This window comes from Anthropogastromicrobium aceti (assembly GCF_020687335.1).
GTDB lineage: Bacteria > Bacillota > Clostridia > Lachnospirales > Lachnospiraceae > Anthropogastromicrobium > Anthropogastromicrobium aceti.
In genome coordinates, this window is sequence record NZ_JAJEQN010000025.1 from 20,160 (window position 1) to 39,450 (window position 19,291).

General features: G+C 40.6%; 18 protein-coding genes. 12 read left to right on the forward strand and 6 right to left on the reverse strand.

Annotated elements, in window-relative coordinates; translation table 11 throughout:
- Positions 1-61: 61 nt before the first annotated feature.
- Positions 62-955, forward strand: a complete 894-nt coding sequence (locus LKD48_RS10240) for an ABC transporter ATP-binding protein (protein WP_308731968.1) — start codon at positions 62-64, stop codon at positions 953-955.
- On the opposite strand, the gene LKD48_RS10245 is transcribed toward LKD48_RS10240, so the two are convergent.
- Positions 941-1,954 (reverse strand): helix-turn-helix domain-containing protein, encoded by a 1,014-nt coding sequence (locus LKD48_RS10245; protein ID WP_308731969.1) that lies wholly within the window; start codon positions 1,952-1,954, stop codon positions 941-943. The two genes, LKD48_RS10240 and LKD48_RS10245, sit on opposite strands and share 15 nt — an antisense overlap.
- Positions 1,951-2,109, reverse strand: a complete 159-nt coding sequence (locus tag LKD48_RS16545; RefSeq protein WP_334303537.1) for a thymidine kinase — start codon at positions 2,107-2,109, stop codon at positions 1,951-1,953. The genes LKD48_RS10245 and LKD48_RS16545 overlap by 4 nt, the downstream gene beginning before the upstream one ends.
- A 296-nt stretch (positions 2,110-2,405) precedes the next feature.
- Between LKD48_RS16545 and LKD48_RS10255 the strand changes: the two genes are divergently transcribed.
- The 3 genes from LKD48_RS10255 to LKD48_RS10265 all read left to right on the forward strand — a co-directional run bounded on the left by LKD48_RS10255 (position 2,406) and on the right by LKD48_RS10265 (position 4,967).
- On the forward strand, positions 2,406-2,663 hold the full coding sequence (locus LKD48_RS10255) for a type II toxin-antitoxin system HicA family toxin (RefSeq protein WP_118612274.1): 258 nt from the start codon (positions 2,406-2,408) through the stop codon (positions 2,661-2,663).
- Positions 2,647-3,009, forward strand: coding sequence for a type II toxin-antitoxin system HicB family antitoxin (locus LKD48_RS10260; protein ID WP_308731987.1), 363 nt, complete (start codon positions 2,647-2,649; stop codon positions 3,007-3,009). The genes LKD48_RS10255 and LKD48_RS10260 overlap by 17 nt, the downstream gene beginning before the upstream one ends.
- 62 nt (positions 3,010-3,071) lie before the next feature.
- A complete protein-coding gene (locus LKD48_RS10265) occupies positions 3,072-4,967 on the forward strand; it encodes a helix-turn-helix domain-containing protein (RefSeq protein ID WP_308731970.1) in 1,896 nt (631 codons plus the stop codon).
- Here LKD48_RS10265 and LKD48_RS10270 read toward each other — a convergent pair.
- Positions 4,964-5,173, reverse strand: a complete 210-nt coding sequence (locus LKD48_RS10270; protein WP_308731971.1) for a hypothetical protein — start codon at positions 5,171-5,173, stop codon at positions 4,964-4,966. The two genes, LKD48_RS10265 and LKD48_RS10270, sit on opposite strands and share 4 nt — an antisense overlap.
- Before the next feature lie 165 nt (positions 5,174-5,338).
- On the opposite strand from LKD48_RS10270, the gene LKD48_RS10275 reads away from it, so the two are divergent.
- Genes LKD48_RS10275 through LKD48_RS10285 form a run of 3 tightly spaced genes read left to right on the forward strand, consistent with a single transcriptional unit; the run spans position 5,339 to position 10,063 of the window.
- Positions 5,339-6,334 carry a glycosyltransferase gene (locus LKD48_RS10275; RefSeq protein WP_118612271.1) on the forward strand — a complete coding sequence of 332 codons (996 nt, stop codon included), beginning with the start codon at positions 5,339-5,341 and terminating at the stop codon, positions 6,332-6,334.
- The gene (locus LKD48_RS10280; protein WP_308731972.1) at positions 6,327-8,225 is read left to right on the forward strand and encodes an ABC transporter ATP-binding protein; all 1,899 of its coding nucleotides are present in this window, start codon (positions 6,327-6,329) and stop codon (positions 8,223-8,225) included. The genes LKD48_RS10275 and LKD48_RS10280 overlap by 8 nt, the downstream gene beginning before the upstream one ends.
- Positions 8,222-10,063, forward strand: coding sequence for an ABC transporter ATP-binding protein (locus LKD48_RS10285; RefSeq protein WP_308731973.1), 1,842 nt, complete (start codon positions 8,222-8,224; stop codon positions 10,061-10,063). The genes LKD48_RS10280 and LKD48_RS10285 overlap by 4 nt, the downstream gene beginning before the upstream one ends.
- 64 nt (positions 10,064-10,127) lie before the next feature.
- Here the strand turns inward: LKD48_RS10285 and LKD48_RS10290 are convergent, their stop codons facing one another.
- Positions 10,128-10,700, reverse strand: coding sequence for a thymidine kinase (locus LKD48_RS10290; RefSeq protein WP_227100657.1), 573 nt, complete (start codon positions 10,698-10,700; stop codon positions 10,128-10,130).
- Between the two features lie 188 nt (positions 10,701-10,888).
- On the opposite strand from LKD48_RS10290, the gene LKD48_RS10295 reads away from it, so the two are divergent.
- Together LKD48_RS10295 and LKD48_RS10300 are read left to right on the forward strand one after the other, a co-directional pair.
- Positions 10,889-11,830 carry a type I phosphomannose isomerase catalytic subunit gene (locus LKD48_RS10295; protein WP_308731974.1) on the forward strand — a complete coding sequence of 314 codons (942 nt, stop codon included), beginning with the start codon at positions 10,889-10,891 and terminating at the stop codon, positions 11,828-11,830.
- A 95-nt stretch (positions 11,831-11,925) separates the two neighbouring features.
- On the forward strand, positions 11,926-12,804 hold the full coding sequence (locus tag LKD48_RS10300) for an ROK family protein (protein WP_066558101.1): 879 nt from the start codon (positions 11,926-11,928) through the stop codon (positions 12,802-12,804).
- Positions 12,805-12,845: 41 nt separating this feature from the next.
- Here the strand turns inward: LKD48_RS10300 and LKD48_RS10305 are convergent, their stop codons facing one another.
- On the reverse strand, positions 12,846-14,594 hold the full coding sequence (locus LKD48_RS10305; protein WP_308731975.1) for a hypothetical protein: 1,749 nt from the start codon (positions 14,592-14,594) through the stop codon (positions 12,846-12,848).
- A 2-nt stretch (positions 14,595-14,596) separates the two neighbouring features.
- On the reverse strand, positions 14,597-14,962 hold the full coding sequence (locus tag LKD48_RS10310; RefSeq protein WP_308731976.1) for a metal-dependent transcriptional regulator: 366 nt from the start codon (positions 14,960-14,962) through the stop codon (positions 14,597-14,599).
- 196 nt (positions 14,963-15,158) lie between these two features.
- Between LKD48_RS10310 and LKD48_RS10315 the strand changes: the two genes are divergently transcribed.
- Genes LKD48_RS10315 through LKD48_RS10325 form a run of 3 tightly spaced genes read left to right on the forward strand, consistent with a single transcriptional unit; the run spans position 15,159 to position 19,278 of the window.
- A complete protein-coding gene (locus tag LKD48_RS10315) occupies positions 15,159-15,608 on the forward strand; it encodes a MarR family winged helix-turn-helix transcriptional regulator (protein WP_308731977.1) in 450 nt (149 codons plus the stop codon).
- 2 nt (positions 15,609-15,610) lie between these two features.
- The gene (locus LKD48_RS10320) at positions 15,611-17,371 is read left to right on the forward strand and encodes an ABC transporter ATP-binding protein (RefSeq protein WP_308731978.1); all 1,761 of its coding nucleotides are present in this window, start codon (positions 15,611-15,613) and stop codon (positions 17,369-17,371) included.
- Entirely contained in the window at positions 17,371-19,278 is a 1,908-nt protein-coding gene (locus LKD48_RS10325; protein ID WP_308731979.1) for an ABC transporter ATP-binding protein, read from the forward strand. Before LKD48_RS10320 ends, LKD48_RS10325 begins: the two co-directional genes overlap by 1 nt.
- Positions 19,279-19,291: the final 13 nt, after the last annotated feature.

Genomic DNA, 19,291 nt, shown 5'->3' on the forward strand with positions numbered 1-19,291 from the left:
CGATTAATTGCGATAGACCGTATCTAGTGAAACATTAAGAATTAAGAAAAGGCAGGCACTTATGGAGAATAAGAAACTAGAACTGATGACACAGGACTTGTCAGCAGGCTATGACGGAAAGACAATTGTTTCAGATGTCAATATTACGATTCCACAAAATAAAATTAGCGTAATTCTTGGCGCAAATGGATGTGGTAAATCAACTCTGTTAAAGACATTTGCAAAACTGCTAAAGCCAGAGCAGGGAAGCATTCTTTTGGATGGAAAAAGCATTTTTTCAATGCCGTCAAAGCAGATGGCGCAGACGCTAGGACTTCTTCCGCAGTCACCTGTTGTGCCGGAAGGGATTAAAGTGACTGATCTTGTCGCAAGAGGACGCTTTCCATATCGAAAACTTTTGGGCGGTCTGCAAAAAGAAGATTTTGCAGCTGTAGAAGAGGCACTTGAGATGATGGGCATTACTGAGCTTGCAGACGCTTGTGTAGATGAACTTTCCGGCGGACAGCGTCAGCGTGTGTGGATTGCACTTGCACTCGCGCAGCAGACTGATATTTTGCTGCTTGATGAACCAACCACATATCTTGATATTGCTTATCAGGTTGAAATATTAGATCTTTTAATGGAATTGAATAAGAAACGAGGCACGACAATTTTGATGGTTCTTCATGATATCAATCTTTCGGCTCGCTATGCCGATCACATCTTTGCAATGAGCAAGGGAAAGCTAATTGCACAGGGCAGTCCATCAGAGGTGATTTCAAGAGAGTTAATGAAACAAATTTATGGTCTGGATTGTCAGATTATTGAAGATCCGGTATCAGGCACACCACTTATTGTGCCGGAAGGTCGTCATCATAGACAAGAAAATACTTCAGCGAAGAAAGATACAGTTGAAGAGAAAACAGAAAAAGAGCAGATTGAAGCATCCATCAAGACAGAATCAATCTGTGCCTGAAAAATAGGAGCGAAACTTCCGAGGGGTAGTTTGGCTCCATTTTTTAAACATAGTGCGAAAGGCAGCCGGACTTTGATAGCCAGTCAGTCTAGCAATCTCGTCAACTGTCTTATCGGTGTTCTTTAATAAAGCGGCAGCCTTTGTCATGCGAACCTGATTGGCATAGTCCCAGATGGTTTGCTGATAAAGTTCCTGAAAGCCAGCTTTTAGCTTTTGCTCACCAAGGCCAAGTGTCTGGCTGAGTGCATAGATCGTGACAAAGGAATCAGCGTGATCACGAAGCAGATCGTGGGCAGCAATGATTTTTTTATACTCATCAGGGCGGATTCGAATGGGTCTGTTTCCGACAAAAATGCGTTCCGACATCAAATCGGCACCGGAAAAGAAAAATTGACGATTCGCTTGACGAATCAAAAGGGCAGTAAAGGCAGTGCCCAGGGCGAGCAACAGCTCTGGTGTCATAGAATGTGATTCTAGTAAGCTTTGAACCTGCATAATCAGATCAATCAGTTCCTTTGGAAGATGGATGTGGCGGACATTTTTAACTAGAAAATCGAGTGAATCATCAGATGCGCCTAAATATGGAAGAATCTTCTTTTTTAAATAGTTCATCTCAATCGAAATTTCGACTCCTTTAAAATGTTGACCATGCTTCCAACAGTTGATACCGCCGCTCGCCTGCTCAATCGCGAGAAACGGCGATGGTATCGCGGATTTTTCCATACGATTTTCAACGAGAGAGTAGGTGATGCCCTCGTAGATGATACCGGCATGCAGATATTCGGTATCGTATTGAAATTCAACAAAAAAATCCTCTGGGATTGTGTAATCACCGATTCCAAACTGAATGGAATCCATGCGACCATAGGTATAGATAGAGCCAATCTGATCGTTTGCCCAATCATTTTCAGGCAAAGAAGCAGACTGGCGCTTTAGACCAATCTGTTTGTAGAAAATGGTTTGATACGAGTCTGGATCCTTTGCCTGATGGTAGATCATTTTCCTAAATTTCCCTCCTTGAAGTGCTTTCTGCATAGAGCAATATACTTATCATTGGCGCCTAGTATCACCTGGGCGCCTTCTTTTATAATACCGTGATCGTCATAGCGGGCATTGCAGTTCGCTTTTTTGCCGCACCAGCAGATCGTCTTGATTTTTAGCCATGTCTTTAATTCCCTTCATAATATGCTGCTCCTAACTATACTCTGTTTTGCATGTGTGGTCAAGGGGAGAAGTGCTTTGATGTAAATATGTTACAGTTCATGATAAGTCAATATTGCGGACAAGCCCGAAGGTGAATGGATTTCACGAGACGGACACTTAAAGCAGTTATTTCTTAAAAACCACCGGGACAGGAACGACGGCCTTTAAAAATAAACTATCAATTGTTAAAGAAAATGATTGACACCATATATGATACCACATATACTATAAGTAGGAGGTATAACAGATGTCAAAATGGGATAAACTGATAACACGTATATGCAATTTATCGAAAGACCTCCGGTTTGATGAACTGCGGAAAGTATTGGAAAGCTGTGGGTATGAAATGAATGCTCCGAGAAGCGGAAGTAGTCATTATACATTCAGAAAGCAGGGCTGTATGCCGATTACTATACCGAAGCACGAACCGATTAAGAAAGTATATGTGGAAATGGTAAGGCAGATTGTAGAAAGCGAGGCGAAGAATGATGAAAACGCTGAATGATTACATGGCAATGTCCTATCGCATGGAAATTGTAGAAGACAAAGATGAAGGTGGATTTGTGGTTTCTTATCCGGATTTGCCTGGCTGTATTACCTGTGGAGAGACTGTGGAAAGTGCGGTGAAAAACGCACTGGATGCAAAAAAAGCGTGGTTAGAAGCAGCATTGGAAGAAGGTGTACAGATTCATGAGCCGGACAGTCTGGAAGATTATTCCGGGCAGTTCAAATTGAGGATTCCACGAAGTCTGCACCGATCACTGGCAGAACATTCTCAGAGAGAGGGAATCAGCATGAACCAGTATTGTGTATATCTTCTTTCTAAAAATGATGCGATGTACTCGAACTGACTTACCCCAGTGGCTTGCCACTGGGGTAAGTCAGTATAGCTTACAAAAAAGAAAGGTTTTGAATGAGTATGGACATACAAGGGAATCTGACAAAAATACCGTTATCTGAAAATGCAATTTTGCATCAGTCTGGTGTTAGTTTTTTTCGCATATTTACAGCATACAGAAAAGAAAAAAAGATTCGCACGGAAAAAATCGTATCGGGAGTAATAAGCCGGCGAGCATTTTTGGATATTGAAAAAGGAAAAAGTGTGCTTTCAAGAGAAAACTGGAAATTTTTGATGCATCGTATAGGAATTGTTACAGATTATTTTGAAACAGTTGTATCAAGGAAAGAGCTTAAAGACTGGAGATGTAGAGAAGATATTTGTCTTTCTGTGTGTGAAGATTGTGAAAAGGCAAAAAAGCTATTAGAAGAATACAGAAATTCGCATATAAAGATGTCTAACATAGAGAGACAGTTTTGCTTAAAGATTGAATGGCTGCTTTCGCGAAATGAAAAAAGTGGAGAGGAACTTTATAAGTTAAGCAAGGATGCTGTTTGCTGCACAGTACAAGAAGATTGGAAAGAAAATTTGTCCGCACTTTATGTGGGACCAGAGGAATTAGAAGCTATGTTGTTAGTTGTTTGGTCCCTTTTAAAGAAAAATGAACTGATGGATGCATTTAGATTATTTGATCAAATACAAAGATATCCTAAGATACACAATTGGGAACCTCGCATGAGAGAAATGATCTGTGCGCAGATCGCTTTAATTGGAATAAAGCTGTATGAAAGAATGCAGAAAATTGATATTGCATATAAGATTGGAATAGAATCTTTGGAATTATTGCGTCAGCAGAGCAGTCAGCGGTACGTATATCCGTTACTGGTGGAGTTAGTGCGTATTGGAATAATGTTAGAAAAAGAGAAATCTGAGGAATTGCAGCAGTTTCTGAAATTTCAAAAAGCATTTGCGATATTGTATGAAGAAAATAAAATTCCGTATATGCGAGTATGGCAGTGTGGAAGTATAGAAAATAGCTACGATGTTGGAATGGTATTAAAAAGAATGCGGATGGCACAGGAAAAGACACAGGAAGAAGTATGCATAGATGAAAAAGGTTTTTCGTTTTTAAATGTACGTCAGCTATCTCGTATAGAAAAAGGGGAAAATCGACCATCTACAGAGAATTTTCAATTCCTGACCCGTAAGATGGGACGAGAACTTGATTGGATTATGCCGATGCTTGAAACGGATTCGATAGAAGTTTTATCGATGAGACAAGATATTATTTACGCTATTGGTATGCGTCAATGGAAAAAAGCTAAAAATATATTGGAACAATTAAAGACTAAAATAAGGGCAGAAGATTATAAAGAACCACAAATACAGCAGGAGATTCAGTTTATAGAGGCTATGTATGAATTGGAAGCTAACAAGATTACTGTGAGTGAAGCTGAAAAAAAATATTACGAAGCATTATCCTATACTTTTGAACTTTCATGGCTTTCGCTTGAAGAGCTTCCATTTATTAGAAGTGAAGAGGGGATTATTATTAGTAATATAGCAGATATTTATCATGATATGGGAAATCTGAAAAAATCGGAAGAACTTTTTGAAAAATTGAGTTCGGTTTATCAAAAAAAACAAATGCTTTTGAAGACAAATTCTTCTGCTAGTGCTATTATTTTGGGACAATATTCACGCTTGTTAGGAAATATAATGAATTACAAAAAGGCACTTTATATTGATAGCGTGAATCTTCAATATGAATTAAATGATTTTAATTTAATTCACATTGAAAATTTGTTATATAACCAAGCGTGGGCTTATTATGAAATTGACAGAGAACAAAATAATCAAAAAATCCAGAGAAAGTTTTGGACTGCGCAGCGTATTGCAGAATTTAATAGAAAAGAAGAGCTAATAAATTTACTGAAAATGCGAGAAAATAAATATCTGAAAGGCGATTAATGTTTGTTGGGAGCTATATCAGATAATGGCTTCAATGGTACATTTTCATCGGAACCTGACTCAATCTTAGTTTCGGATTCAGTGCTTGTTTCTTCGATGGTGTAGTTTTTTTCCTTTGAAGAAGCTGTGTCCGCGTAACTAATAGATAAAGTAATAATTGATGCGGAAGTAAGACAAATTAGTGGGATAAATAATTTTTTTTTCATGGTTAAGTACCTCCTGAAGTTAAAATGTTTGTGATGAAAATGATTTTATAATATAAAACAAAAAAAGTAAACAGACAAATCACTTCCAAAAAAAATGGAAGTGATTTGTCTGTTTACGAAAAGGACTTTTTTATGATATAAAAACAGAAAAAAGGAGATAAAGCTATGGAAGGTAAAAATGAGATAATATGTGAACGAATTAGCGTAATCGTTCCGATATATAATACTGAGAAGTATCTTGCAAGATGTATTGAAAGTATTTTATGTCAGACCTATACCAATTTGGAGATCATTCTTGTGGATGATGGATCAACTGATAAATCTGGCGATATTTGTGATTTTTACGCTCGAAAAGACAATAGAGTAAAGGTGGTACATAAAAAAAATGGTGGAGCTGCTGCAGCAAGAAATTTTGCTTTAAATATGGTGACAGGGCAATATATTGGATTTGTAGATAGTGATGATACAGTAGAAAAGGATTTTTTTGAGTTATTATATGATTTGATATGTCAATATGATGCTGATATATCCATGGTAGCATATAGCGAAATAGAAATGGGTGAAAAAATTGCCAAACCAAAAGATAAATCCTTAATTGTAATGAATCAGAAGCAAGCAGTTAAAGAATTACTGTTTGATAGGAAAATTCAAAACTATGTGTGGAATAAATTATATAAAAGAAAATTATTTCAGGGTGTATATTTTCCAATTGGAGTAATATACGAGGATATTAGTGTAATGTATGATTTGATTAGAAAAACAGAAAAATTAGTGTACTTGCCTGAAAGTAAATATAATTATTATATTCGTAAAGATAGTATTGTTAATACAAATTCTCATCAAAAAAGAGTAGATGAGCTGGATTCAGTAATCAAGCGATATAAAGATGCGAAACGCGATTTTCCAGAGCTAGAACAGGAAAATGCGTATGCACTAGTGATGTGGATGATACGTGTATATACTTACACAGTGAAGGAAAATGATCCGAATGATACATTTATAAAAGAGCAGTATGAGCTTTTTCAGTCAGAGTCGCAGAAGTATCTTTGCTATATCCTCACGAATTTAAAACCATTCAAGCGCATGATTTTACTTGCAATGCTGTGGGACTTAGAAAAGGGAAAGGAAGTCGTAAGGATGGATGGTGAGTTACATGAGTAAAGAGAAAATTGAAATGAAAACGAATGGCACATACACATTCACTTCTAATGCTGCATGGCACTGGAAGGAGCAGTTTAGGCGTGAGCCGCGCATGGCGGCAGCGGTGATTGCCCTCTCTATAATTGCCGTGGGGCTTCCACTTTTAAATGCGAGACTTCCAAAGCAGGTGCTTTGTGGGTTGGAGGAGCATATTGAATTAAAACAGCTTGTGCAGCAGGTAGGTATATTGATTCTTATTTTGGCAATGGGAAACATGATAAAAAGCGCACTTGATGCCTACATAAAACGTATGCAGGGACCATTTGAGGATGATTTTAATCTGCGTATGCTAAAGAAAAGACTGTACGTAGATTATAATGTGTTAGAAAGCAAAAAATTTAATGATGATGCACATGCAGTATTTGACTCGCTGTATCGAAATAATTCCGTCCTGCGTGATGGCTCCATGATCTGGCAGCGTTTTTTGACTGCTACAGCAGGACTTGTTTTATACAGTGCGATTTTAATAAGACAAAGCATTGTAGCTGTACTTCTTGTATGGGTACCTGCACTATTGATTTTAGGTTTAAAGGAGCGTGCGGCAGCGTTTGACAGACAACTTCGCCCCAAAGCAGATAAGGCAAGCCGAAAGATGAAATATGTGGAGGAATGCGCCTGTGATTTAACTGGCGGCAAGGACATTCGCATGTATGATCTGACTGGGTGGCTGACTGCCATTTTTCATAGAGAACAGGCAACAGCTGACGGCTACGTGAAGCATTGGGAGAACGGCTATTTTGCAGTTAATATTTGCGATGCAGCTTTTTGCTTTATACGTGATTTTGGAATCTACCTTTATTTTATTTGGAAAATCATAAATGGCAATATGGCAGTTTCAGATTTTGTTTGGTATACAGCGGTTGCGGCAAGCTGTCAAGAGGCATGCAGTGCACTTCTTGACAGCAGAGAAAAACTGGGACGGCTAAGCTTTGACTATTCACGTCTTCGTCAGTTTCTGTACTCATGGGAAAAATCAGCTTTTCGTGGAACTATTTCTGAAAAAGACAACAGTATCAATGAAAAATCGGAAACAAAAGACAAGGCAGCGCATAAATTAGCAGGCGATGCAGTTGAAATTCGTCTGGAACATGTAGGCTTTACCTATCCGGGTAGCACAAAACCTACCATAAAGGATATCAATGTCACGCTGCGCCAAGGTGAACGAATCGCACTTGTCGGTCTGAATGGTGCTGGTAAATCAACGCTTGTAAAACTTCTTTGTGGACTGTATCGTCCAACGCAGGGTACGATTTTTATCAATGGAAGACCACAGGAAGAATATAGTAAAGAGGAATATTTTTCATTGCTTGCAGTTGTTTTTCAGGATGTAAAGCTTCTACCTATGACTATTGCCCAGAATGTGGCATCCGATGTTGGAACACACATTGACCGTGAGCGGGTGCGTGAATGTTTAACGCTTTCCGGACTATGGCAAAAAGTTAGCAGCTTGCCTCAAAAAGAAGATACACCGCTTGGTGCTAGTATTCTTGATGATGGAATCGCACTTTCCGGAGGAGAAAACCAGAAACTTTGGATGGCGCGTGCGCTATATAAAAATGCACCGATGCTTCTTTTAGATGAGCCGACAGCAGCACTAGACCCATTAGCCGAGCAGCAGATTTATCAGAAATATATGGAGATGGTGGAAGGACGAACATCAGTATTTATTTCACATCGACTGGCAAGCACGCGTTTTTGTGATCGTATTTTGCTGTTAGAGAATGGAACGATCATTGAGCAGGGAACACATGATGAGCTGATTTGCTTAAATGGCCGATATGCGCAGTTGTTTGAGATACAGGGAAAATATTATCGGGTAAACAAAGATGGTGTAGAGGAGGTGTGCGCATGAAGATGAAAAAGTCACAGTTTCGCGAGGATGCGGCAACGTATATTCAAATGATTCACCTTCTAAATGAGTACAATCCGGGATGGAAGATCATTCTGATTGGTGTCTTGTTGGAAGGCATTTTCCCGTTTATTGCAATTTTTCTCTCATCAATGCTACTAGATGCACTCTATTCTGGACGTTCTATGCAGGAAATGGCACTGTTTGTTCTTGCAGGAACAGGCGCGAGTTTTGTCACAGCAATTCTTCGTCATCTTGTCACAAAAAAGAAAAATATTATGTGGTGGGGCATGCAGCATCGAATGACAGAACCCATCATGACAAAAACAATGCAGATGGATTATGAGCAGATCGGGGATGAGCGCGTGCGTACTCTTCGGGCACGCCAGGATGAGTACCGAAAGCGCGAGAAGGATGTGTTTGAGCGTTTTCTAACACAGCTTGAAATTCTATTGACGGCGGCAGTTCGTATGGTGGCAGCAATTATCACAATCGGTCCATTTTTTGCAAAACAGTTTTCAAAGACAGCTAGGACACAGGAAACGCTGTTTCGAATTATAGCAATAGTTGCATTGTTTGCTGTGTTGTATCTGAATCGTCGCTCTGTATTAGAGCAAGGCAAACGCCGTTTGGCAATCCACAAGGAGCATGAGGATGAGAATCGTTTAAACAGCTATATGATGAATGAAGTTGTACTGTCCCAAAAGGCAGGAAAGGACATTCGGATTTTTCATCAGGAGCCGATGATGGAACATTACGGTGATCAGATGAATGCAAACTGGAGACGAATGACGCTTCAATATGCCAAGAATGATGTGTGTCATTTTGGCTTACAGGGAATGCTTTCCTCGTGTGTAGGCGGAATCATCTATCTGTATGTGGCATTCTGTGCATACGGTGGGATGATTACAATCGGAAATATCGTGCGTTATGCAGGTGCTGTGCAGCAGTTCATTCAGGGAATGACTGATTTGTTTGCAGGATGGAGCAGACTACATCATGACAGAATGCAGATGGATGAGTATCTTGAGTACATGGGTCTGCAAAATAAGATGAAAAAGGCGTCTCGCCCTGTTAGTTTGACTGATATGGAAAATCCGGAAGTTGAGTTTGTAGATGTATCTTTTCGCTATCCAGGGACAGAACAGTATGTGCTGCGTGATGTTAATGTAAAGATAAGTGCCAGAGAAAGTACGGCATTTGTAGGGCTGAATGGCTCAGGAAAAACTACATTTATTAAGCTTTTATGCAGGCTTTATGACCCAACCAAAGGATATATTCTCTTAAATGGAGTGGATATCAGGGAGTACGAAGAGGCGCAGTATCGCAAGCTGTTCGCAGTTGTCTTTCAGGATTTTAAAATTTTTTCATTCAGATTTGGGGAGAACATTGCGGCAGGAGAAAAGGTAGATGAGGAGCGCGCGATGGATGCCATTCGCCGTGTGGATCTGATGCGCTTATATAATAAGATGCCAGACGGTTTAAATACTATTTTGAATAGAGATTTTTCTGAAACTGGCATGGAAATCTCAGGTGGCGAGGCACAGAAAACAGCAATGTCACGCGCTATTTATAAGGATGCGCCATTTGTTATTCTTGATGAGCCGACAGCGGCACTAGACCCGATTGCCGAGAGCGAGATTTACAGCGATTTTCATCGGATTGTGCAGGATAAAACAGCTCTGTTTATATCGCACCGTTTGTCTGCGTGCCGATTCTCAAAGGATATCATCGTATTTTGCGATGGCAGGATTGTGCAGCAGGGAAACCACGAGATGCTGATCAGTAAAGACGGACTGTATCGTCAGATGTGGAATGCGCAGGCACAGTACTATAAATAAGAAAAACCACCGGAGAAACCACCGGGACAGGAACGGCGGCTCACAATCTGTCCCGGGTGATAAATCATTTTCCTAAATTTCCCTCCTTGAAGTGCTTTCTGCACAGAGCAATATACTTATCATTTGCGCCTAGTACCACCTGGGCGCCTTCTTTTATAATACCGTGATCATCGTAGCGGGCATTGCAGGTTGCTTTTTTGCCGCACCAGCAGATCGTTTTGATTTCCTTGATTTCATCAGCAATTTCCATCAAGCGGCGGCTGCCTGGGAAAAATTTATTCTGAAAATCAGCTCTTAGTCCATAGCATAAGACAGGAATCTGCCAGGTATCTACGATATCAGAAAATAAATCAATTTGCTCTGGAGAAGCAAACTGTGCTTCATCAACGATAATCGCATTGTAATTTAATACACAGTCTGGATTTTTTGTAAATTCATCCAGAAATTCGTCAATCAGGCGGCATGTGTTTGAAAGACCGATTCTTGAAGAAACGGTGTGAATGCCATCTCTAGTGTCAGTAGCCGGTTTTAAAATCAGAGCGTGCTGCCCTCGTTCTTCGTAATTATATGCAACCATAAGTGCATTAGCGGTTTTAGAGGAGCCCATTGCTCCATAGTTAAATACAAGCTTAGCCATGTCTTTAATTCCCTTCATAATATGCTGCTCCTAACTATACTCTGTTTTGCACGTGTGGTCAAGGGGAGAAGGACTTTTCCCAAACCTATCGAAAATATCACTTGTAACTTCTGCCCAAATTCGATATACTTTACACAGAAGAAACAGCATCTGCAAGTGCTGTTTGTATCGCATAAGGAGGAACTACCATGGAACTTTTATTACTTGAGCCTGTGTTTAAGCAGATGATTTGGGGCGGAAGCCGTTTAAAGGATGATTTTGGTTATGACATTCCGGGAGATAATACAGGAGAGTGCTGGGCAATCAGTGCTCATCCGCACGGAGACTGTACAATTAAGAATACCGAGTATAAGGGAAAGACATTAAGCTGGCTGTGGGAAAATCACAGAGAATTATTTGGCAATGTACAGGGAGACCGCTTTCCGCTTTTGATTAAGATTATTGATGCAAAGGCAGATCTTAGCATTCAGGTTCATCCAGATGATGCATACGCAGCAGAGCACGAGAATGGCTCTCTTGGCAAGATGGAGTGCTGGTACATTCTTGATGCAAAGGAAGGCGGCACTATCGTGATCGGTCACAATGCAAAGAATCACGAGGAAGTAGAAGAGATGATCCGCGGCAAGCGCTGGAAAGAATTTATCCGCGAGATTCCTGTAAAGAAGGGTGATTTCTTCCAGATCAATCCAGGCTGTGTTCATGCAATTAAGGGTGGAACTTTGATTCTTGAGACTCAGCAAAACAGTGATATTACATATCGTGTATATGACTATGATCGTCTGCAGGATGGAAAGCCGAGAGCACTTCATGTACAGCAGAGTATTGACGTTATTAAGGCACCATTTGAACCGGCAGTGGCAGAGCATGAAAAGCTTGACGTTGAAGGTGCAGAGGCCGAGAAGCTTGTAAGCTGCCCGTGCTATACTGTATGCAAGGCAACTGTAAATGGAACAGCAGAGTTTGATTGGAATCAGCCATTTGTAGATATCAGTGTTCTGGATGGAGAGGGAAGTTTTGACGGCACTCCAGTAAAGAAGGGCACTCACCTTATCGTTCCGGCATGTTATGGAAAGATGAAGGCAGAGGGCAAGAATTTGATGATGATTTATTCTTATATCACAGAAAAGTAAGAAGTAATCAGCCAAAATCAAAATAAAACAGGAAAGATCCCTTCAAAAAAGAAAATAAAAAAAATAGAAGACAAGGGAAATAGAGGAGAATAGAAATGAGAATTGGCGCATTAGAGGGCGGCGGCACAAAGATGGTGCTTGCTGTCTGCAATGAAAATGGGGAAGTTTTGGATCGTGTATCCATTCCGACAGAGACACCAGAAATTACAATGCCGAAGATGATTGCATATTTCAAGGAGCAGCAAGTTGAAGCACTTGGAATCGGATTCTTTGGCCCGGTTATCTTAAACGAGCAGTCTCCAAAGTATGGCTGTGTCGGCAATACACCAAAGCTTGCATGGAAGTGGTATCCGGTACTTGATGAGTTTAAGAAGGCACTGCAGATTCCTGTTGGATTTGATACAGATGTAAATGCAGCAGCGCTTGGTGAGGCAACATGGGGCATCACAAAGGGCTTAAAGAACAGCATCTATATCACAGTTGGAACAGGAATTGGAGCAGGAGTTATTGTAGATGGAAAGATGCTTCACGGTATGCAACATCCGGAAGGCGGTCATATTTTAGTAGCACCTCATCCAAATGATACATATAAGGGCAAATGCCCATATCATGGAAGATGCTTAGAGGGTATGGCGAGCGGTCCGGCAATTGAAGAGCGCTGGGGCAAGAAGGCATATGAGCTGTCTGACAAGAAGGAAGTTTGGGAGTTAGAGGCTTACTATGTGGCACAGGGTCTTGTAGACATGATCATGCTTCTCTCACCAGAGCGTATTGTACTTGGCGGCGGTGTTATGCATCAGACTCATGTGATGGATCTGATTCGTAAGGAAACGCTTCGTATGGTCAACAAGTACATTGACACAGAGGAGCTTTCCGATATCGAAAACTACATTGTGCTTCCAAGCCTGAATGACAATCAGGGAATCCTTGGCTGTGCAAAGCTTGGAATGGATGCACTTACAGCAGCAAAATAAATCTGATTAATACAGATAAAATGAAAGGCTCAGCACCGCGTTTAGCGGTGGCTGAGCCATTTGTATATGGAAAAAAGAATCGCACTTACAATGATAATAAGTGAAAGCAGACAAAGATAATAGACAGCATTTGGCTGAGACAGCGTCATGGTAAGTGACAGAACATTATCTGTTGTCTTGGCAGAGTAAACATTATCTAAGATATTGTTTTCTGTTGTAAGACTGCTTTCAAGAGAATCAGATATTATGGAAGTACCGTTTGGAAGCTGCACCATAACAGTAATTAATGTTGCATCTGGCTGCACAAGAAAATTGGAAAAGTCCATACTTTCTGTGAAGCGATATGTATGCTTTGGCTGAAACAGCGCCATAGTATGAGAACAGTAGTCAATTGATTCCTTTCCGCCAAAGAAAGCTTCAAATCCCTTTGCGAGATAAGATGGTGTGCCAGTCTGTGTAAAGAACAGAGTCAGGTGATTTTCATCATCAGTTTTGGCGGTTATAGTTCCGAAATTGTAAGTATCACGCTTTGCAGTATCTGTGATAAGCTTTTGATGAAGCTTAGGTACCTCGCCGAGTGAGAGAGTAATTGTGCGCGTCAGAAGCTGTATAGATTTTATCTGTGTAGAAACTGTGATCTGCTGCGGCTGATATTGGAAGATGGCATCATAGTTATAGGTGCATCCCCCTTCCACAAGATCATCAAACAGACAGACATAGCCATCATAACCATCGCGTGCAAGCGGAAGCTTTTGAAGCGTATGATCATTGTCGTATACAGCAAGTGCTGCATTTGTGTCGGTGCTGTAGAAATAGCGTGCCCTTGCTGTTCCTGAATCGGGAACAAAGAAGGAAAACTGAAATGGTTCTGCATAAGAGTGCACGATTTTCATAGAGTTTTCAGCGATAATCGATTCAGACGCAAGTGATTGGCTTGATGACTGAAACAGCTGGCTTGTCTGAACACATAATTCTTTAAAGCTTTCAGCGCTGAAGGTCAGCTGCCATGTGGTATCATTATTCCAGACAGCCTCAATTCCATCTGGGACGATAGCGTCAAGATAGCTTTTTACATTAGAAGCATTGTCACGCAGTTCATCAGGAAAGATGATATAGATAGTACGGTTCCATTTGTCAAGAGAAAGTGATGTTAAAATATCAATTCGCTTGGCATCAAGAATTTTTTCTGCGTTGCAGACAAGTGCATTATTTTGGCTTTTATAGCTTCGTCCGTTATAGATAAGTTCATTTTCCTGCTGAGACAGGTAGGATAAAAGCTTTGAGTCACTAAGTCCTGTGCGCTCCTTAAGAGCATCAGTAAACCAGGCAAAAACAGCCATCACATCATCTGGCTCAGATAAGGTAAAGCCAGTTTTTACACCGACTTGCGGTCGTGAAATTGAAGAAAATTGTTCAATGCCTGTAAGCGCATCAATTTTTTCCTGATATTCATCTAGCGAATTAAACGAAAGAACAAAAGTCAACTCATAGGCAGAAGCAGTGTCCACATAATTCCATTCAAGTCCCTTAGGGCAGTTAGCCGTGATAAAGCTTTGAAAAGAAAAATTGCTGTTGTGGAAAAGCTTCTGCAGTGTCCTTTTATTGGCTGTAACAGACATCGTGCGTGTACCTGATTCGTCAGCCTGAATATCTAATACAGAAGAGAATGTGATTGGCGGGCACTTTGCGCAGCCGCTCATCATACAAGCAGTGATGAAAATAAAAAAGCAAAATAGAAAAGCGTGAAGAAATTGTTTTATCCTGTCAGTATGAATTATTCGTGTTTTCATAATCAAAACTGACCAAAATGGTTTTTCAGTGCTTCAAAACTCTCCTTACTGATTACATGCTCCATTTTGCATGCGTCCTCAGCAGCAATGCTGCTGTCAACGCCAAGGCTAATAAGCCAATTTGTCAGCCACTCATGGCGCTCATAGATCATTTCGGCAATCGCACGGCCGCTGTCAGTAAGATAAATATAACCGGCTTGAGTTACGGTAATCTTTCCGCCCTCTCGTAAATTTTTCATTGCGATGCTGACACTTGATTTTTTAAAATCCAATTCATTTGCGATATCGACAGAGCGCACAACTGGCAGCTTTTTGCTGAGCATAAGGATTGTTTCAAGATAGTTTTCGGCAGATTCATGTATTTGCATAAGCAAACCTCCTGTGTAAAATATATCTAAGTCAATTACCTATAAGAATACCATAAATATGAAAAAAGTTCAACATAACTTCGCCGATTCATTTTGCGAAAAAAAGTCATTGACAAAATAAAATCAGGTATTATAATAATTCTGTATCGAACAATTCGGAATCGAACTATTTTGCGTTCCGGGAAAGGAAGGCTGTATGGAAAAGGAAAAGTCGATATGCTTTAGCCTAAAGAGGGTCAATCATATCGTGGAGAGAGGCATTCACACAAGCCTCGCGGCAGCTGGTTTTGATGAAATCACTAACATGCATGGGTGGATTCTGGGCTTTTTGTATCACGCACAGCAACCAGTCTACCAAAAGGATATCGAATCAAATTTTGGTATTGCCCGTTCAACGGTGACAAACATCCTGCAGCTGATGGAGAAAAAGGGGTATCTGACAAGGACTACCGATGAGCATGATGCAAGGCTTAAGCGGTTAGAACTGACAGAGTTAGGGAAAAAGGTTCACCTTGATACGATTGCAGTAATCGACTCAGCACATGATGCGATGGAGGCTGGTATTACAGATGAAGAGAGAAGGATCTGCTTTGAGGTATTGGAAAAGATCTGTAAAAATGTAGAGAAAATAACAGGAGGAGAGTAGCCATGATAAAAACACTAGGTGCATATGTAAAAGAATTTAAGCGTGCATCAATTGCGACACCGTGCTACATGATTCTGGAAGTTTTGATGGAGATGATGATTCCCTATCTGATGGCTTCCATTATTGATGACGGTGTCAATAAGGGCGATATGAAGCATATCTGTGTGGTTGGTGCAGGCATGCTTGTGATCGCAGCAATCGGCTTATTTGCCGGAATCATGGGCGGTGTGTATGGTGCAAAAGCATCAGCAGGATTTGCCCGTAATCTTAGAAAAGGAATGTATGATAATATTCAGACCTTTTCATTTTCCAACATTGATAAATTTTCAACTGCCAGTCTCGTAACAAGACTGACCACGGATGTAACTAATATTCAGAATGCATATCAGATGATACTTCGTATGTGTATGAGAGCACCGGCCAGTCTGATTTGTGCACTTGCAATGGCATTTATTACAAATGCAAGAATTTCTACAATTTTCTTAGGCGTTATCATTGTTCTTGGCATTGCTTTGTTTTTTATTGTCAACAGAGCAAGAAAATATTTTACAGCTGCATTTCCGAAGTATGATGCGTTAAATGCGAGTGTTCAGGAGAATGTTTCTGCTATTCGTGTTGTAAAGGCTTATGTGCGTGAGGATTATGAAAAGAATAAGTTTGTAAAGGCAAGCGAAAATATTTACAAGATATTTGTTAAGGCAGAGGGCGTTGTTGCATTAAATTCCCCGGTTATGAATTTTGCTGTATATGGCTGTATTCTGGCAATCAGCTGGATTGGCGCAAAAATGATCATCGGAACAGGCGGTGTTGCACTGACAACTGGAGAGTTGATGAGTTTATTAAATTATTGCATGAGTATTTTAATGAGCTTAATGATGCTGTCTATGGTTTTCGTTATGCTTACAATGAGTATTGCAAGTGCAGAGCGTATCTGCGAAGTATTAAACGAAAAGCCGGATTTAAAGAACCCAGATCAGCCAGTTGCAGATGTAAAGGATGGCAGCATCGAGTTTGATCATGTTACATTCCGATATAATGCAGGAAGCGAAAAGCCGATTTTGTCTGATATCAATTTATCTATCCGTTCAGGTGAGACAATTGGTTTGATCGGCGGAACGGGAAGTGCAAAGTCAAGTCTTGTTAATTTGATCAGCCGCCTTTATGATGTGCAGGAAGGTTCTGTAAAGGTTGGCGGTCTGGATGTGCGAAAATATGATATGGAAGCACTTCGTAATCAGGTCAGCGTTGTTCTTCAGAAAAATGTCCTGTTTTCAGGAACCATTTTTGAAAATCTTCGCTGGGGTGATAAAACAGCTTCTGATGAGGAGTGTATCCGTGCCTGTAAGCTTGCCTGTGCCGATGAATTTATTGAGCGTTTCCCAGAGCGTTACAATACTTACATTGAGCAGGGCGGAAATAACGTATCAGGCGGACAAAAGCAGCGTCTTTGTATTGCAAGAGCACTTCTTAAAAAGCCAAAGATTCTGATTCTTGATGACTCCACAAGTGCAGTTGATACGGCAACTGATGCAAAGATCCGTCAGGCATTTGCAACGGAAATTCCGGATACGACAAAGATCATAATTGCACAGCGTATCTCAAGTGTGCAGAATGCAGACCGTATCATCGTGATGGATGATGGTAAGATTAACGGAATTGGAACACATGAAGAGCTTCTTGCTAAAAATGAGATTTACCGTGAGGTATATGAGTCTCAGACAGGCGGAAGCGGTGATTTTGATGAGAAAGGCGGTGATCAGTAATGCCAGGACCAGGACCAAGACGTGATTTCGGACCAAAGCAGAAGGTCGAAAATCCAGTAAAGGTATTTAAACGCATCATGTCCTACGTGCTGAAGCGTTATCCAGTTCATTGTCTGCTTGTACTTATCTGTATTGTTGTCAGCGTATATGCAAATGTACAGGGAACTATGTTTATGAAGACTTTGATTGACGGTTATATTACACCTCTTTTAGGTCAGGCTAACCCAGATTATTCAGAGCTTCTGCAGGCAATTATCAAGATGGGTATTTTATATGCAATTGGTATTGCAGCTACTTTTGGCAATACTAAGATCATGGTGTATGTTACTCAGGGAACGATGAGAAACATCCGTAATGATATGTTTAAACATATGGAATCCCTTCCAATTAAATATTTTGACACACATAAGCATGGCGATATCATGTCAATGTACACAAATGATGTTGATACGCTGCGCCAGATGGTCAGCCAGAGTATTCCGCAGTTTATCAACAGCTTAATCAGTATTGTAAATGTACTGATTTACATGATCATCTTAAGTGTGCCGCTTACACTTGTTTCTATTGTTATGGTTATGCTTGTTATATGGGCAAGTAAGACAGCTGCTTCTAAGAGCGGAAAGTTTTTCGTATCACAGCAAAAAAATATCGGTGCCTTAAACGGCTTTATCGAGGAGATGATGGATGGTCAGAAGGTTGTCAAGGTATTCTGTCACGAAGATGAGAGTATTGAGCGCTTTGACCAGTTAAACAACGATCTGTATGCGAGTGCCTATAATGCAAACCGTTATGCTAATATCTTAGGACCAATCAATGTACAGCTTGGAAACTTAAGCTACGTTGTTGTTGCAATCGTTGGTGGTCTTGTTGCGATCAATGGAATCGGTGGCTTTACTTTGGGAAGTCTGGCAAGCTTTTTGACATTAAATAAGAGCTTCCAGCAGCCAATCAACCAGATCAGCAATCAGTTAAACAGTATCGTTATGGCACTTGCCGGCGGTGATAGAATCTTCCGTCTGCTTGATGAAAAGCCAGAGGTAGATGATGGATATGTTACTCTTACAGATGCTGTTGTAAATGCAGATGGCACAATCACTGAATCAAATAAGAGAACGGGCACATGGGCTTGGAAGCATTATCACAAGGCAGAAGGTACGACAGATTATAGACAGCTTAAAGGCGATGTTGTATTTGAGCATGTGGATTTTGGTTACAACGATGATAAGATGGTACTTCATGATGTAAGCTTATATGCGCAGCCGGGACAAAAGATTGCATTTGTAGGTTCAACAGGTGCAGGAAAGACAACAATCACCAATTTGATCAATCGTTTCTATGACATTCAAAGCGGAAAGATCCGCTATGACGGTATAAATATCGGAAAGATCAAAAAGGATGATCTTCGTCATTCACTAGGAATTGTTCTTCAGGATACACATCTGTTTACTGGAACTGTTATGGAAAATATTCGTTACGGAAAACTTGATGCGACAGAAGAAGAGGTACATGCAGCAGCCAAGCTTGCTAATGCAGATGGCTTTATCCGCAGACTGCCGCAGGGCTACGACACAATGCTCACAGGAGATGGTGCTAACTTAAGTCAGGGTGAAAGACAGCTTCTTGCCATTGCCCGTGCAGCTGTTGCCGATCCGCCTGTACTAATTCTTGACGAGGCAACAAGCTCCATTGATACAAGAACTGAGAAAATTGTTCAGGATGGTATGGACAAGCTGATGCACGGAAGAACAACATTTGTTATCGCGCACCGTCTGTCTACCGTTAAGAACAGCGACTGCATCATGGTCTTAGAGCAGGGACGCATCATTGAGCGCGGAACTCATGATGATCTTATTGCACAAAAAGGCAAATATTATCAGTTATACACCGGAAATAAGATTAGCGAGTGAGTGCATAGTTTTA

Bases quoted from the DNA above. Each gene is read 5' to 3' on its own strand.
- LKD48_RS10240 (WP_308731968.1), top strand. From the start codon at position 62: ATGGAGAATAAGAAACTAGAACTGATGACACAGGACTTGTCAGCAGGC.
- LKD48_RS10245 (WP_308731969.1), bottom strand. From the start codon at position 1,954: ATGATCTACCATCAGGCAAAGGATCCAGACTCGTATCAAACCATTTTC.
- LKD48_RS10255 (WP_118612274.1), top strand. From the start codon at position 2,406: ATGTCAAAATGGGATAAACTGATAACACGTATATGCAATTTATCGAAA.
- LKD48_RS10260 (WP_308731987.1), top strand. From the start codon at position 2,647: ATGAAAACGCTGAATGATTACATGGCAATGTCCTATCGCATGGAAATT.
- LKD48_RS10265 (WP_308731970.1), top strand. From the start codon at position 3,072: ATGAGTATGGACATACAAGGGAATCTGACAAAAATACCGTTATCTGAA.
- LKD48_RS10270 (WP_308731971.1), bottom strand. From the start codon at position 5,173: ATGAAAAAAAAATTATTTATCCCACTAATTTGTCTTACTTCCGCATCA.
- LKD48_RS10275 (WP_118612271.1), top strand. From the start codon at position 5,339: ATGGAAGGTAAAAATGAGATAATATGTGAACGAATTAGCGTAATCGTT.
- LKD48_RS10280 (WP_308731972.1), top strand. From the start codon at position 6,327: ATGAGTAAAGAGAAAATTGAAATGAAAACGAATGGCACATACACATTC.
- LKD48_RS10285 (WP_308731973.1), top strand. From the start codon at position 8,222: ATGAAGATGAAAAAGTCACAGTTTCGCGAGGATGCGGCAACGTATATT.
- LKD48_RS10290 (WP_227100657.1), bottom strand. From the start codon at position 10,700: ATGGCTAAGCTTGTATTTAACTATGGAGCAATGGGCTCCTCTAAAACC.
- LKD48_RS10295 (WP_308731974.1), top strand. From the start codon at position 10,889: ATGGAACTTTTATTACTTGAGCCTGTGTTTAAGCAGATGATTTGGGGC.
- LKD48_RS10300 (WP_066558101.1), top strand. From the start codon at position 11,926: ATGAGAATTGGCGCATTAGAGGGCGGCGGCACAAAGATGGTGCTTGCT.
- LKD48_RS10305 (WP_308731975.1), bottom strand. From the start codon at position 14,594: ATGAAAACACGAATAATTCATACTGACAGGATAAAACAATTTCTTCAC.
- LKD48_RS10310 (WP_308731976.1), bottom strand. From the start codon at position 14,962: ATGCAAATACATGAATCTGCCGAAAACTATCTTGAAACAATCCTTATG.
- LKD48_RS10315 (WP_308731977.1), top strand. From the start codon at position 15,159: ATGGAAAAGGAAAAGTCGATATGCTTTAGCCTAAAGAGGGTCAATCAT.
- LKD48_RS10320 (WP_308731978.1), top strand. From the start codon at position 15,611: ATGATAAAAACACTAGGTGCATATGTAAAAGAATTTAAGCGTGCATCA.
- LKD48_RS10325 (WP_308731979.1), top strand. From the start codon at position 17,371: ATGCCAGGACCAGGACCAAGACGTGATTTCGGACCAAAGCAGAAGGTC.